General features: G+C 70.7%; 17 protein-coding genes. 9 read left to right on the forward strand and 8 right to left on the reverse strand.

The genetic code is table 11. The features are described from left to right. Window positions 1-3,039, reverse strand: a 3,039-nt coding sequence (gene mobF / locus VF106_RS41430) for a MobF family relaxase (protein WP_330845499.1), incomplete at its 3' end; no start/stop codon positions are given. A 174-nt stretch (window positions 3,040-3,213) separates the two neighbouring features. On the opposite strand from mobF, the gene VF106_RS41435 reads away from it, so the two are divergent. The 4 genes from VF106_RS41435 to VF106_RS41450 are packed head-to-tail and all read left to right on the forward strand — an operon-like array spanning window position 3,214 to window position 5,630. After that, window positions 3,214-3,564, forward strand: coding sequence for a hypothetical protein (locus VF106_RS41435; RefSeq protein WP_330845500.1), 351 nt, complete (start codon window positions 3,214-3,216; stop codon window positions 3,562-3,564). Between the two features lie 23 nt (window positions 3,565-3,587). Further along, window positions 3,588-4,040 (forward strand): hypothetical protein, encoded by a 453-nt coding sequence (locus VF106_RS41440; RefSeq protein WP_330845501.1) that lies wholly within the window; start codon window positions 3,588-3,590, stop codon window positions 4,038-4,040. Window positions 4,041-4,050: 10 nt separating this feature from the next. Beyond that, complete coding sequence (locus VF106_RS41445; protein ID WP_330845502.1) at window positions 4,051-4,716, forward strand: hypothetical protein; 666 nt, start codon at window positions 4,051-4,053, stop codon at window positions 4,714-4,716. 2 nt (window positions 4,717-4,718) lie between these two features. Further along, the gene (locus tag VF106_RS41450) at window positions 4,719-5,630 is read left to right on the forward strand and encodes a hypothetical protein (RefSeq protein ID WP_330845503.1); all 912 of its coding nucleotides are present in this window, start codon (window positions 4,719-4,721) and stop codon (window positions 5,628-5,630) included. Between the two features lie 77 nt (window positions 5,631-5,707). On the opposite strand, the gene VF106_RS41455 is transcribed toward VF106_RS41450, so the two are convergent. Beyond that, window positions 5,708-6,265, reverse strand: coding sequence for a nucleoside 2-deoxyribosyltransferase domain-containing protein (locus VF106_RS41455; protein WP_330845504.1), 558 nt, complete (start codon window positions 6,263-6,265; stop codon window positions 5,708-5,710). After that, a complete protein-coding gene (locus tag VF106_RS41460) occupies window positions 6,262-6,675 on the reverse strand; it encodes a RapZ C-terminal domain-containing protein (RefSeq protein ID WP_414639180.1) in 414 nt (137 codons plus the stop codon). Before VF106_RS41460 ends, VF106_RS41455 begins: the two co-directional genes overlap by 4 nt. Window positions 6,676-6,808: 133 nt before the next feature. Here VF106_RS41460 and VF106_RS41465 point away from each other — a divergent pair, with 133 nt between their 5' ends. Together VF106_RS41465 and VF106_RS41470 are read left to right on the forward strand one after the other, a co-directional pair. After that, window positions 6,809-7,822: a hypothetical protein gene (locus VF106_RS41465; protein WP_330845506.1), complete on the forward strand. Its 1,014-nt coding sequence runs from the start codon at window positions 6,809-6,811 to the stop codon at window positions 7,820-7,822. A gap of 19 nt (window positions 7,823-7,841) precedes the next feature. Continuing rightward, window positions 7,842-8,429, forward strand: a complete 588-nt coding sequence (locus tag VF106_RS41470; protein ID WP_330845507.1) for a hypothetical protein — start codon at window positions 7,842-7,844, stop codon at window positions 8,427-8,429. Window positions 8,430-8,447: 18 nt separating this feature from the next. On the opposite strand, the gene VF106_RS41475 is transcribed toward VF106_RS41470, so the two are convergent. The 5 genes from VF106_RS41475 to VF106_RS41495 all read right to left on the reverse strand — a co-directional run bounded on the left by VF106_RS41475 (window position 8,448) and on the right by VF106_RS41495 (window position 12,095). Beyond that, entirely contained in the window at window positions 8,448-9,437 is a 990-nt protein-coding gene (locus tag VF106_RS41475; RefSeq protein WP_330845508.1) for an adenine nucleotide alpha hydrolase family protein, read from the reverse strand. A gap of 80 nt (window positions 9,438-9,517) precedes the next feature. After that, complete coding sequence (locus tag VF106_RS41480) at window positions 9,518-9,940, reverse strand: helix-turn-helix domain-containing protein (protein WP_330845509.1); 423 nt, start codon at window positions 9,938-9,940, stop codon at window positions 9,518-9,520. Beyond that, window positions 9,937-10,446, reverse strand: coding sequence for a hypothetical protein (locus tag VF106_RS41485; RefSeq protein WP_330845510.1), 510 nt, complete (start codon window positions 10,444-10,446; stop codon window positions 9,937-9,939). The genes VF106_RS41480 and VF106_RS41485 overlap by 4 nt, the downstream gene beginning before the upstream one ends. Then, window positions 10,443-10,709: a hypothetical protein gene (locus VF106_RS41490; protein WP_330845511.1), complete on the reverse strand. Its 267-nt coding sequence runs from the start codon at window positions 10,707-10,709 to the stop codon at window positions 10,443-10,445. The genes VF106_RS41485 and VF106_RS41490 overlap by 4 nt, the downstream gene beginning before the upstream one ends. Before the next feature lie 690 nt (window positions 10,710-11,399). Next, window positions 11,400-12,095, reverse strand: coding sequence for a hypothetical protein (locus tag VF106_RS41495; protein ID WP_330845512.1), 696 nt, complete (start codon window positions 12,093-12,095; stop codon window positions 11,400-11,402). Between the two features lie 89 nt (window positions 12,096-12,184). On the opposite strand from VF106_RS41495, the gene VF106_RS41500 reads away from it, so the two are divergent. Genes VF106_RS41500 through VF106_RS41510 form a run of 3 tightly spaced genes read left to right on the forward strand, consistent with a single transcriptional unit; the run spans window position 12,185 to window position 13,794 of the window. Then, window positions 12,185-12,499, forward strand: coding sequence for a hypothetical protein (locus tag VF106_RS41500; protein WP_330845513.1), 315 nt, complete (start codon window positions 12,185-12,187; stop codon window positions 12,497-12,499). Continuing rightward, window positions 12,480-13,073, forward strand: coding sequence for a hypothetical protein (locus tag VF106_RS41505; protein ID WP_330845514.1), 594 nt, complete (start codon window positions 12,480-12,482; stop codon window positions 13,071-13,073). The genes VF106_RS41500 and VF106_RS41505 overlap by 20 nt, the downstream gene beginning before the upstream one ends. Next, window positions 13,063-13,794, forward strand: a complete 732-nt coding sequence (locus VF106_RS41510; protein ID WP_330845515.1) for a nucleoside triphosphate pyrophosphohydrolase family protein — start codon at window positions 13,063-13,065, stop codon at window positions 13,792-13,794. The genes VF106_RS41505 and VF106_RS41510 overlap by 11 nt, the downstream gene beginning before the upstream one ends. The last annotated feature ends 131 nt before the right edge of the window (window positions 13,795-13,925 follow it).

The following is a 13,925-nucleotide window of genomic DNA, read 5'->3' on the forward strand; positions in this document are numbered from 1 at the left end:
CCGCAGTCCGCGGCGTTGGGCCTCCAGGCGCTGGATCTCGAGGGCCGCCGCGCCGTCAAGGCTCTTGAGCGCGAGCGCCGCGCGGTCACGCGTGGCGAGCAACGCTGCGAGGTCGGTCGGCAGGTGTCGTTCCTTAGCGTCCGCTAGTCGGTCGAGGCGCTCGGCCAGGTCTTCTCCGAGCAGCCGGGCGTAGGGCTCCAGCGGATCGCCCGCCAAGCCCCGGCCGCGCGTTGGGAACTGCGGGGTGGAGGCGAACCGCGGCATCGTCCCGGCAATCGGTGTCCCGCCATCCAGTGGGTAGGCGATGCTCGCCTGCTTGCGCTGCGAGCGCTGGAGCTTGTCGGCGTAGCGGCCGAAGAACTCCTCGTCGGGGATCTCCGTGACGATGCCCGGCGTGTCGAGCTCCTCGTCGATCAGGAGGTCCTCACGAGCAACATGGACGCTGTGGCGGTACTTGGCGCGTGACGCGGCGACGTAGCTGCTCTCCTTGCCCTGAACGGGATGTCCGAGCTCGGCGGTGCCGGCCTCGGTGGCGCCCTGCTCTGGGAACGTGTGGCAGCCGTAGAAGAGGCGCAGCGATGGCGGCAGCGACGGTGCCGGCTTGCCGCCGGCGGCCAGGCGAAACAGCTCGTCGGCGTGCTCGCGGCGCAAGCGGCCCATGTCGATGTCGACGCTGTCGCCGGCGCCCTTGCCGCGGCCGATCAAACGCACGGTCACGACGTCGCGCTGGACGTCGATCGCCTGGATCGTCGCGACCTGTCCGTTCTCAACGCGCCGCGGCCCGCCCTCCTGCGGCCCCAACACGTAAGCGCTGTTGCGCAGCATCACCGAGTCGCCGACGCGCAACCGGTAGCTGCGGTCAACGGCCTCGACGCTGTGTCGGGAGAGCTCGCCGGCCTCGTAGCGGCGCTGCTGGGCCAAGACGTTGACGGCGTCGACGTCGGCGTTTGAGCCATGCACCAGCATCACGCACTGCTCGACGGGATACGGGCGACGCCACTGGTCCCATTCGGCGACCATCGCCTCCATCGCGTCCTGGCGCGTGTCATACAGCGTGATCGCGTTCTCGCGCCGCAGGATGCTGACGGCGTCCTCGCCGCGGGCCTCGTCGACCGCGACCTGGTACTCCGGCAACCACGGGTGAAGCTTGCTCGGATCGTTGGGATCGCGGTGGCGGCGGATCTCGACGAGGCGACGCACCGGGATCCCGGACCGCTCGTCAGCCATCTGCGCGAACAGACCCGGCAAGCGAATCGCGTCGTGCTGCCCGGCATGCCCCACGGCAGCCACGCGCGCGCCGTACTGGTCGACGAGCTTGGCGATCTGCGACCACTGCTCGGTCCCGACCTTGCCCGCTTCGTCGATCAAGATCAGCGTGCGGTCGTCAACGGTCAGCAGGCCCCTTTCGGTCCGGACCAGCACGCGCGTGATCGAGTACGCATCGATCGCCGAGCCATCCCCGGCGAGGTCCTGCGCAAGCTGCGTGGCGTTGGTGTTGTCGGTGGCACACGCGATCACCTGCCAGCCGTCGGCCTGGTACGCCGCCGCGACCGCGTGCAGCGTCGGGTTCTTTCCCGTGCCGGCGCGGCCGGTCAGCACACTCCAGCCCGCGCCGCTCGTGAGCATCTCAAAGGCCTGCTCCTGCTCCCACGCCAGCGACTTGCCTGGACCGAGCGCGGCGTTCGCCGTCGCCAAGCCGATGGCCCGTGCCTCGGGCGACAGCGGACTGTCCCCGCGCGCTGCGGCGTCCCGCGCCACGGTCATCACCTGCTGCTCGAGTTCGCGGATGCCCGGAGTCGTCACCCGCGTCTCGCCCTCGCGAGCCGCCAGCGTGAGCAAGGCACCCTCGATCTGGAGCTCCTGCACGAGCGCGTGGGCGTCTTCCACGCTCATTCGTCCTTGGGCGACCTCGTAGGCGATCGTCCGCGCGCCGGTCGCGGTCACCGTCGGACCGCGCTCGCGCATGTACTCCTCGACGGCCTCGCGTGCCTCCTGCCACCGTGTCTCCACGTCCTTGCCGTAGCCCGGACTGCCGATCAGCGCGGCGACCTTCTCGGCGGAGAATCCGAACTCTGCGGCATGCGCCGCCCAGACCGCTTTCGCGACTGCGGGGTCGACATCGATCTTGTGCCGCCGGGTGAGCAACGCCAGTCGCGCCGCCTCACGGGAGCTCATCGGTTGCTGGCGCGCCTCCTCGATGTCCTGCCGAGAGGCGAGGATCTCGTGCGTCCGCGCAGACATCCGATCGCGCAGCCCTTCGGGAACGCCGGCGATCTCGAAGTACCGACGCTTCGTGCCGGTGCCCGGCTGGATCTCGTAGCCGAGCTTGACGAGCTCGTGCGCGAGCATCGCGCGGAATACGGCGCCGCCTTCCAGCGGCACGCCGTTCCTGAACAGGGTGAACTGGTCGGGTGATCGCACACGGCCGTCGGCACCCTCGACGCCCACGATCGCCGTATGCACATGCACCTGCGGTGATGGGACGACCTCCCCCGCCGCCGGACGTGAGACGACGTGCAGCGTCGCCGACGCCGCAAACCCCCGGGCCACCTCCGCCATGCGCTCCTCACCAACGCGGTAGCGCACGACCTCGTTCATCTTCAGGAGGTACTGCAGCGCCCGGTCCGACGAGACCACCACGGCGCGATCGAGGTCTTCCAGCTGGCGTCCACGAGCCTGGCTGCGAAGGACCGAGACCGACTTCGGGACCGACCACGTCGCCTCGAGGCTGCGGAGGACGTAGCCCTCGTCCTTCACCCAGCGACCGAACCGGACCCGGTCGTTCGTGATCGCGTGACGCCCCTCCAGCGCCGCCTCCATCTGCCGCGTCGTGACGTCTGCACCGCGCTCGAGGCCGAGCTTGCTCAGGGTGTCCCCGGCGCCCAGCCACATCGAGTTGCTGCGCTGGTCGCCGCCGTCCAGCGCGAACGCCTGCGGCGACGCGGAGCGGTCGAGCAGGTAGTTGCTGACCCGTCGAGCGTCGGTCCCGGCGTGCCCGTCGTCGCCACAGACGACGCGGATTGAACGGAGCGTGAGCACGAGGCGAGCGTGGGGGGCGCGCCGTCGTCCGTCTAGTCTGCTGCGAGAAGTTGTGGGGAACCCGGCGCAGGACCTTCGGCCGACCGGGTGACACGTGGTGACGGGTGGCGACATCTGTCGTACGCTCGTCACCACCTGGCCCGGATCCCGGGGTCGGTGGTGACGGGAGGCCCGATGACGTACTGGATCCGCGACGCACACCGCGCCCGGCTGGTCGGCTGGCACGACTGCGCCCCCGTTGCGCACCCCTCGTGGCCGGTCGCCTGGCATGACCACTGCTTCCCCGTGCCGTTGCCCGCGGTCTGGCAGCTGATCGGTGGCGGCGCGTACGACTCCGCCCAGGCGTTCGTGGAGGCCAAGTTCGGCGGCGCCGAGAAGATGGCGCGGCTGGCCACCCAGCCGTTCTACGCCGCGCGGATCGATGCGGCGCAGCTCACGGCCGACGACCCGATGACACCGCCCGGCTACGTGTGGGACTGGGGCATGGACGACGTCATCTGCGCCGCGTGCGGCAAGCCGGCCTGACCCACGCTCCCGAAGGAACCGCCATGTCGCAGCCTCCCCCGGCCACGCCGAACCGGGTCCAGTTCCGCCTCGGCGCCGGCGACCTCGCCGTGCGCCTGGCGGAGCGCACCGACAACAGCCACGATCGATCCGCGGTCGCCAAGCGGGACCTCACCCTCTTCTACGAGCTCCTGGCCGCGGCCCTGCGGAGCATCCAGCTGACGCGTGACGAAGCGCTTCTGTGCTGCACCGCGTACGACCGCCGCGACGGGCTGCTCGCCGCGATCCTCGACGCGCTCAACGCACCTGCCCCGGGCGCTCGACACGACGTCGACGCGGTGGCGTTCACCGCGAGACTCGTCCAGTGGGGCCCCTGGCACCGCGCCGCGGTCGAGGACGCCATCCAGCGGTGGTGGCTGCTGCGCGACTCCGGCGCGGACCCCGACGACGCCCTCGAGCGGGTCGGCCTGGTCCGCCCCGACGCCCTTCCCGAGTGAGGAGTAGACAGTGCCCACCGCGGCTAACGCGTACTTCGGCTGGTCTCAGCCGGCCCACCGGCCCGACTGCAAGCGGCCGGCCTGGGAGGTCGACTCCCGGCCCGACTACAGCGCCTGGCGCCCCCGCAACGAAGGGTGCGACCACTCCTGTCCCAACGAGGGCTGCGAGCACGGCAACGAGTACGAGTGCCTGACGGTCCGCCTCGTCTGCCGCTCGTGCGACCTCGTCCGTCGCTTCCGCGGCGAGAGCTACGAACTCGCGCCGACGACGACGGCGGCCACCGGGTACGGGACCCCACCGCGCAAGGTCGGCGCACTCTGGCTCTACGCCGGCCCGCCGTTGCTGTACGACGGCACCGAGCCGGACGAGTACCTGTGCGCACCGGAGCGTGTCGACCGCCTCGAGCCCGAGCATGTCGTCGGCAGCATCGGGCGCCATGAGGGGCAGCGCGGTGGTGTGAGCTGGAAGGGCGCTGCCCTCCCGGAGATCATCACGCCCCGCTACACCCCCCGTCCCTACCTCACGTACACCGTCGTCAGTGGCGACGTGCGGTTCAGGAGCGTCAAGGCGGCCGCGAACTGGGTCCAGGCGCAAGTCGAGGCCGCCGGCGACGCCGCGGCGCCAGTCGCGGCCGCGGCACAGTCGTCCCCGCGGCCGCCGTCCCAGGGGGCGTGACCGTGACTGAACCGTTGGCCCTCACGACCGACGACCTGCCCGGCGTTGCCCACCGCACGAACGGCAACCCGGCCAAAGTGGTCAAGCGCGACCTCGATCGCTACTACCACCTGATGTGGGACGCGCTGCGCACGGTGCGCCTCACTTCGGCCGAAGCGCTCGCCCTCGGGCTGGCCGACTCCCCCGATCCGGCGGCTGCGGCCCGGCGCAAGCTCCGCCGCCGCGGCGTCGATCCCGTCGGCGCCGATGCCGGGCACGGCGAGAACCGTTACGACCGCGCCGCCGTCGAGGCCGAGGCCGCCAGCTCCCCGCCGCGTCCAGGCCGCCCGCGGACCAACCCGATCGGCCCGTTCGTCACGATCTCCCTCGACATCGACGCGCGCGTCGGCCTGGGCCTGCTCACCCCGATCGCTCGTGCCCTGGCCGAGGTCATGGCCGCCCAACCGGTCAGCGGCACTGCCGCGGTCCTCCTGGAGTCCCGCCAGCCGCTCCGGGATCTCGTGCCGCGCGAGGAGTGGCCCCAGTACTCCCCGGCTGCGCTCGACCAACCCGACTACCAGACCTGGCGAGGTTGGTCGACCTGGTCGTGCGACGACGGAATCGACGTGCACTCGTGGATCGAACGACAGGCCGAGAACGTCCCCGCCGGCAACGTCCCGATCCGCCCCTGGGGGTCCCAGGACTGGCGCGCGCCAAGTGCAGACGCTGCCCTCGCGGCTGACGAGCTGCTGTCTCGGGACCGGACCATGGCCTTGCTGCGCCACCTCGGAGTACGGATCCACCTCGAGGAGTGGCGCGACGCCGTCCGTGATGGCCGCGCCCCCCAGCCCCAATGGGTCGATGGTCGCCCGCAGTGGGATCGCGCCGCGGTGACCCGGTACGCACTCGACCAGCTCGGCAACTCTCGTCCCTGAGGGCCCGAAGCGTCGTGACAAACAGCCGGCCGTCGCCCTGGTGGCGACGGCCGCCTGCGGCTTGTCCGGACCCTGGGCTATGCCCCGCGACGCTGTGCCGCCACGCTGTCCAGCACGATCTGCACGACGTCCTCAAGGGTCGAGTACACGACCAGACCGGGCCGGTACACCTGGCACTGCATCCGGACGTCCGCACGGCGCGGATACCCGTCGTCGGCCCCGACCACGAGCCGCCGCCGCCCTTCCAGGGCGCCCCCCAGCTCAAGCATCGCGATCGGCTGCACGGTGATCGCCGGGTCGCACGCCGGAAACCACATCAGCGTGGTGACCCCAGGCAGGTGCAGGTGATGGTGCTCCCAGGTCACCTGCTGCATCGAGGCGTGCTCGTCGTGGATCGGAAAGTTGGCCCTGTTTGGGTTCAGGATCACCACTGGGTCGGGGGCACTCATAAGCAGCTCGATCGCGCGGTCGTGCCAACGCGGGCACCCCGTGATCCCCCCGCCGAGGAAAACCGCGGGCGCGTCGGCTGGCTGCGGGTTGTAGTACGTCGGAGCCTCGTAGTACAGCCGCTCCGGTTGCGTCCGCCGGGGCTCGGCCGGCGCGTGGTGCGGACTGCGGCCCGCCGCGGCGCTCACCGCGAGCTCGCGGTGTCGCTGCGCAGGACGCGCGGGCGCTGGACGTCGCGGTGCTCGACGAGGACGTCGTACCCGTACAGCAGCAGCTGGGCCGCCGCGAGCTGCACGAGCGCCACGCTGCGGTTGCGGCCACCGGCACACCCCACGGCGATGACGCACTGCCGCTCGAGGGGGAAGTCGGCGACGACGTCGCCGATGTGCTCGATCAGGGGAAGGGCACCCGGGGTGCGGCACACCACCCGCTGCACACGGGTGTCCCGGCCGTCCAGGTCGAGGATGCTCCTCGCCGCGGCGGGGTCGTGGAGCCATCGCCGGACGTCGAGCGTGACGTCCGCTTCCGGCGCCGCGCCGTGGAGGTAGCCGAAGGACTGCAAGAGGACCGGCGTCGCGGTCGAGGTTGTGGTGTCCATGCTTCGAGCTTCGGACTCGCGCACCCCCTCTGACCAGGTGTTTCCCGCTGCCTACCCAAGAAGGAAACGGGAAACACCCCCGCCCGAGACCCTCACCCGAGAGCCCGAAAGTGTCAGGTCTACGCTGACAGTCATGACTCCACCCGACACCGACAGCGGCACGCTTCTCGCAGAGGACGCCCACCGCGCCCGGCTCGTCCTCAGCGTCCAGGCCGCGAAGCTCAGCGCTTCCTGCCGCGTCCTCGTCGCCGGTCACGACGCCACGCGCCGGGAGCCGGGAGCCCTCGTCGCGACCGCTGCGACCCTGGCCGGGCATGCCGAGCACGTGCTCACCCTCGCGGTGATCGCCGAGCGCATGGCCGGCGCCAGCTGGCAGAACATCGGCGACGTACTCGGCATCACCCGGCAGTCCGCGTGGACGCGCTTCGCCGGTGCCGCGGAAACCTTCGAGCAACGCCGTCCGCGGCTCGTGCCCGACAACGAGGACCTCGTCGAGCTCGTCCGCCGCGCGCTCGACGTCCTGGAGCACGTCGAGGCGTACACGCAGGACACCGCGCCGGACGCTGAGCCTTGGGTCGTCCCGGCGCCGCTGGCCGACTCCGTAGCCCTACAGGCCCTTTGCCGCGTCGCCCACGTGCTCGAGCAAGCGGTCGGGTCGTTCAGGGATGCGGATCAGCCACCCGGGCCGCGCATCTTCGGCCCGGATGGCCGCGACGAGCATGTGGCCTTTCGGGCCGTGATCGTCAACCGGGCCGACCTCGACACGCTCGCCGAGGCGCTGACCGTCGCCACGGTCGCGCTGTCTCCAGCCGAGCGTGCCGCCGAGGAAGACCCCGCCGCCCGCGACCGTCTCGCCAACCTGGCGAAGATCCTCGACGAGTTCAGCCCTGGAGGCTTCCGCGCCTCCTGGGACGGTGGGCGACCGCTCGATTCGCCGGACGACACCCTGCTCCCGCTAACGCGGCTGCTCGCCCTCTTCGCGCTGCCCGACGACGATGACACTGTGCGCATCGTCGAGCGCCTGGCGTCCGCGGGCGGGGCCGACGTCAGGCTCACGGCGTCCCAAGAGCTCGCCTACCACCGGCTCGCCGACCGGCTCAACCGCATCATCACGGGCGGCGACCCGCTGTCCCGCTTCATGTACTGACCCTGACGGAGGGACCCCGATGGACACGCAAGCCAACCCGACTGCAGACGCGCCGGCCTCGGCGTCGCGCGACGCTTTGCTGAAGGCCCTGCCCGCGATCCAGCTGCTCGCTGGCGGGCTCCACAAGACGCTGCTACCGATCCTCGTGCTCGACGGCACCGCGCCCGAGGCCGAAGCGATGGACCAGGCTACGACGGCGATCAAGCGCGTGCTCGACGCCGTCGCCGCGGACGACCCCCGATCCTGCGTCGATCACCTCACCGACGCCGTCCAGCGGCTCGGCAACGCGGTGCACGACATACACAAGCGCGTCGCCGAGCTCCAGCCGCTCGACGAGCTCGGCGCGGATGAGAACGAACGCCGCGTGCTCACCTGCGACACCGAGGTCTCCGTTGACCGCGCGCAGCTAACCACCGTCTTGCCGATTGGCACGGCCGCGGACATCACCGTCGCGGTGTCGCCCGACGGCCTCGTCGAGTGGCGGTCCGACACGGTCGCCCTGGCCGACGTCGACGGCGCGGCCCAGCTAGCGGTCACCGCGGCGCTTGCCCAGATCGGTGAGGCCCTCACGCCCGCCCTCCCGGACGACGCGTTCCCGACATGCTGACCGGGGCGGAGCGCACCGTCAGCAACCGGTGCAGGCCTGCGCGCACGCCTGCGTGGTGAAGCCCGTCCCGCCGCGCAGCGGGATCTCTCGATCCAGCGCCGACAGGACGTCGGCCTCCAGCTGGTCGAACTCGGGCGTCTGCTCGTCGAGCACGACGCCCGGGTCCGGCCAGCCCGGCTCGTCGGCGCGCACGATCAGCGACGCGATCGACGCATTGGCCCGGAAGCGGTGGCCAAGTCGTTCCTCGACCCGCGCGTAAAGCCTCGCCAGACGCGGCCGACGCCGGATCGCAAGCACCAGGTCGCGAAGGTTCGACATGATGCACAGGCTGCACGAGAGCCGCGACATGCCCTCCCAGTCGTTGGCACCCGGTGCGGAGTCGTACGCCCAGTGATGCGGCACGCCGCTCGCATCGTTCAGCGCCCGAACGTCAGCAGTCGACATGCTGTGCACCGGCAAGTACCGGTCGACGACCTTCGAGCTGTTGCACGCGCCGACGCTCAACACGGGCAGATCGGCGCGCGACGCGCTCTCCTCGGCGCGCATCCCGGTCACCTCGAGCACCCGGACCGGCCGGCGCAGCGCGCGCTTCAGCTCTCGCAGGATCGGGGTCATCGACACCTCGATCTTCGACACCTTCACGTCGCTGGTGCAGTAGCGCCGGGCCGGGTCCGGGAACATCCGGCGGCGCGCGATGTACTCGAGCAGGCTCTGCGGCCGGGGACCCCCGTCCTCCGTGACGGTGCGCCAGGTGACGATGTGGCGCTCCGGTGGGACGCCGTACGCCGCCGACTCTGCCGCCACGAGCTCGCGGTTGCTCGGCCAGTAGGTGCCGTTCACGGTGACACCAGGCCATTCGATCAACCCGAGGTCGGCATGGACGGTCCAGACACGATCCGCCACGCCGCGCCGCGCGGCCTCCTCGCTGATCACGGCGAGGGCGGCGCGTCCGTCCTTGCCGGAGACGTTGACAAACATCGCGTCGTACGTGGTCAGGTCAGGGGTCACGCCGCGGCCTCCTTCGGTCCATCGGGAGATCGCCGCTGGCATGTCTCCCGGTATCTTTCCCGCTGTTTCGTCCAGTCCGGCTACGCGCCGGGATAGCGCTCGATACCTGCCCGGCGCAGGGCCGCCAACGCGGTCACCACGTCGCGGCGCAGGACGATGTCATTGCCCACCTTCCGGCCCGGAAGCTTGCCGTCCTGGTAGAGCGCCACCACGGAGTTGCCCTGCGCGAAGTCGAGCAGAGGGGCGGCCTTGCTCGGCGAGACCAGCGCGGGCAGCCGGGTCTCCGGCGCGTCCCAGCCCTCGACGCCGCGGCGGCGCTGCTCGGCAAGCGCCGCCACGACGGTCTCGGGCAGCACGACCTGCCGCCCCACCTTCACGCCAGGCAGGCGGCCCTGCTGCACCAGCCGGCCGAGCCACGTCACGGAGCAGCCGAGGCGGCCCGCCGCAGTGGTCGCGGTGACCAGCGGCGGGATTCCCTCGTCGACGCGCGCACCTATGGTCACCGGCTGCCCTCGCGGAGCTCCAGCTCGCCGAGGAACGTCTCGACATACGCGGCGCAACCTTCGGACACCTCGGTCACCGCCGCGCTGGCGGCGTGGTCGGGCTCGTAGTTGTGGCGGCGTTGGTACTCCTCGAACAACCCGATGACGTCGTGCACCGTGACCTCCGGGCGCTTGACGAGCTCCTCGCGCGCCCGCTCGGCGGCCACGACCCGCACGAGCAACGGCTTGACCTGCCCATCGGCGGCGTCGAGGTCGGCGTGCGTGATCGGCGCGTGCTGCTCGACCTCGGGCCGGCGCAGACTCCGGCCACCGAACTCAGCGACCGTGCGGCGGGCCGCCTCGAAAACGTCCCACCCCAGGTCCTCGACCCTCGCGCGGTAAGCGGCGACCACCTCGCCCGCCAGGGCGGTGTGCTGCTCGCTCAAGTCGGCGACGGCCTGCTCGGCGCGCTCGGCGCGACGCTTCAGCGCCGCCTCGTCGTACGCCCGCGACTCGTTGGTGATCACTGGTGCATCCCTTCCTGTGCTTCGTCGAACAGGCCCAACTGCTCGTCGAGAACGGGCCGTACGTGGGCCCGCTCGATGCCGCAAGCCCACCCGCGCCCGCGAGCGATCTCGTCGGCCAGCGCGGCCTCCGCGGCGGCCCTCGTCGGGAATCGCGTCGCCAGTTCCCCGTCGGTGGTCCAGGCCGTACCGACGTGCCAGTACAAGGTGCACCAGCCGCCGTCGAGCTTCGGCGACACCGCGTCGACCGTCACGACCCAGCTCATGACGCCACCGCCGCGAGGTCGAGCGACAGCGCTGGCTTGGGGTACTGGCGGGCCGTCAGCCCGATCGTCGTGCGGGTGCGCTGCGCGCGGTTCCCCAGCCGCAGCACGTACCGATGGTTCCCCGGGTGGCGTTGGCTGATGGGGCACGGCCTCGATCATGGTCCACCTCTTTCGCACGGCAATCCTGATGTCATCGACGCTAGGTGTGCGACTTATTGACTGTCAACTCGCATTCAGGTGAACCTGACCCAAACGCCCAGGTCCGCCGCGTCACGCGTCCACACCGCATGAACGGCCGGTTATCGACGCTCAACCGGAGGACGGTTGTCGACCAGGTCCGCCCCGTCGCTGTCGACCCCAGGCGTAGATTCGGCGGGCGTGACCCCCACGCATCAGCCCGTCCTCCTCACGCCCGACCAGAGCGCGGGACGGCGAGCGAAGAACCCGGATTACGTCCTGCATTGCCTGGGCCCCCGCGCTGCGGGCTGGCCTCCCACCCGAATGGCCCGCCGACGAGCGCCCAACCGAACGACACCGGGCGCGGCACTGCTCGGCGGAGTCGTCCGGCGGCAGGACCAAGACCGACGAGGCGGGGCGTGTCGAGCACTGCCCATGCGGCGGCCGGCGACCCCTCGACGACGGCAAGCCCGACGGTCCTTGGATCAACCAGAACAGCCACTTACGCATGACCTACCCGAACAGATCCAGCTGCCAGCCGGTGGGCCTCCAGGGGCCTGCCGGCTGGACTGCGTCCAGGCGCTTCGCCAGGCGGCGCGCGTCCCCACTGCGGTGGTGGTTGCGCGCCACGTTCGTGCTGTCCGCCGAGTAGATCGGCCATGGGCCGCCGGAGACCTGCGCCATCGCCCGCAGCATGTGCAGCTTGGCCGGCGGTAGGCCGTTGCGGCAGACCGACGTCATCGCGAGGTCCATGCGGTCGTGCCAGGCCTTGCTGGTCGGGTCCGCGTACGGCCCGCTGGAACCGATGCAGACCCGCTCGTGCTGGTGGCACAGCTGCGCGAGGTAGGTGATGTCCTCGTGCATGTGCCAGACCGGCGCGGACCGTCGCCAGACGTCGGGGTACGTCTCGGCCAGCCAGGTCTGCAGCTCCTTGTTGTCACCCTGGCTCCCGGCGATCACGTCCGGCATTACCGCCCAGGTGGTGGAGTAGTCCAGCCACGGCCGGGCCCACGCGACAAAGGCATCCCAGTCGACGGTCCGCCCGAGCGTCCAGGCGGAGTAGGCGCCGTTGTCCAGCATCACCGCCTGCCCGATCTGGTGACAGATCTCCACGTTGCGCGGATCGCTGTAGCTCACGCAGAAGCACTCGCCACGCAAGGCGTACAGCTCCTCCAGCGGCGTGATCGGTGTCCCATGGTGCTTGAACAACGCGCACTCCCGGTGCTTGTAATCCGAAATCCGATGGAGGTAGCATCTCCATTGGATGTTGTATCGCAGCGTAGTAGGGAGACCGGGTTTTGTCAGCACACCAGGAGGCCCCGCCCGTCTACTCCGACGTGGTCGCGACCTACACCGTCCGCGCCAAGATCACCGCGCACTTTCCGCTCGACGTCACGCACGAGGACCCAGACCTCGTTGCGGGCTGGCTGCAGGAAGACGCCTGGCTCGACGTCCCGGGGTGCCCGCGCTGCGGCGCGACGGACCCGTTTCGCATGCTCACGAGCTACACCGTCAACGGGATCACCTACCAGCAAGACCCCGAAACCGCCCATTGGGTGCCGACGCACCCGGACCCCAGCACGGAGGCAACCGATGCCACCCACCAGCCCTGAGTCCGCCACCGGCGCGCTGCCCTGCGGCTGCTCGCGGAACAGCGTGATCGCCAGCGACAAGCACGAGCCGCTCTGCATCGTCACGCTTGCGCGCGACCTCGGAAACCTCCCCACCCTCACGCGCGACCACGACCGCACGCGGGCGCCGATCCCCATCGCTGCCGTGTCGCCGGTCGGCGTGGACTGGACGCGCGTCGATGTGCTGCCCGAGGACACCGTTCTGTCCCTCGACGCCATCGGCTGGCCGGGCTACTGGCAGCGCCAGGGCGACAACCTCGTGCCGCTGGCCGACGACGACGTCCAGGGGGCCGTGTGCTACGTCGGCTGGCGTGTCGACTCGCTTGCTGACACGAACGCTGGTGTCGCCCGCGCTGCGAGGGTCGCTCACGACGCCCTGAGCCAGTTCGAGAGCTACGACGCCAGGCCGGGATCCGACCGCTTCGACTTCACCTTCGCCGACGCGCAGGACTGCCGTACGCACCTGCAGAACGCACTCCGTGAGCTGCGCGCCGCGCTGCGCATCACGGAACCGCACGCACGCGAGCAGTGCGGGGAGGCCGACCATGAGCGGTGAGGCCACGCGTCTCGACCCGAAAGCTCACGTCCCCGGTGCTGCGAGCGAGTACCCGGCCGACGAGCACATGGCCGTGGCCTGCTTCACGTGCGGGGCGTGCGAGGCGACGTCGAGCGGCGAGGCGTGGACGAACGCGTGGTGGAACGAGCGCAACCGCCGCATGACGCACGACGACTTCCAGGACCCGGCTGAGGACTGGCCCGAACGCAACTGGGGGATGGACGACCGGATGATCTGCCCTCGCTGCGCGTACGTCCACGCTGACGACGACAGCTCGTGGGTCGAAGAGATCAGGGGCACCGCGGTCATCACGAAAGCGAGCGTTTGCATGGTGCGTTCAGCGAGCCCGAGCACCGAACGCCTCGACCTTGCGGACCTGCGTGCCGCGAACGTCACGCGCGCCCAACGCTGGCACGAGGGGGCCGAGCCGTGGAGCGGAGCCGACTGGTCGAATGCCATGTGCGGCGAGGCCGGAGAAGCGGCGAACATCGTCAAGAAGCTGCGCCGCCAGGAGACTGGCATCCAGCAGCCGGGACCGCCACCAGCCGAGCTGCTCGAGGCACTCGGCAAGGAGCTGGCGGACGTCGTCATCTACGCCGACCTCGTCGCCGAGCACTACGGCCTCAACCTCGCCGCGGCGGTCAAGGAGAAGTTCAACGAGGTGTCCGATCGCTACGGCTTCCCCGAGCGCCTAGGGGGCTCCGATGTCCCTTCCCAGTAGCACCATCCACCGACCCGACACGGTCAACGAACTCGGCTACGACCGCCGCCAGTGCGTCGAGTGCGAGACGGTCTGGCCGTGCCACGTCGCGGTCATGGAGCGATGCGCTCGCCTCGACATCGCGCACGGTC

This window comes from Actinophytocola sp. (genome assembly GCF_036378875.1).
Classification (GTDB): domain Bacteria; phylum Actinomycetota; class Actinomycetes; order Mycobacteriales; family Pseudonocardiaceae; genus Actinophytocola.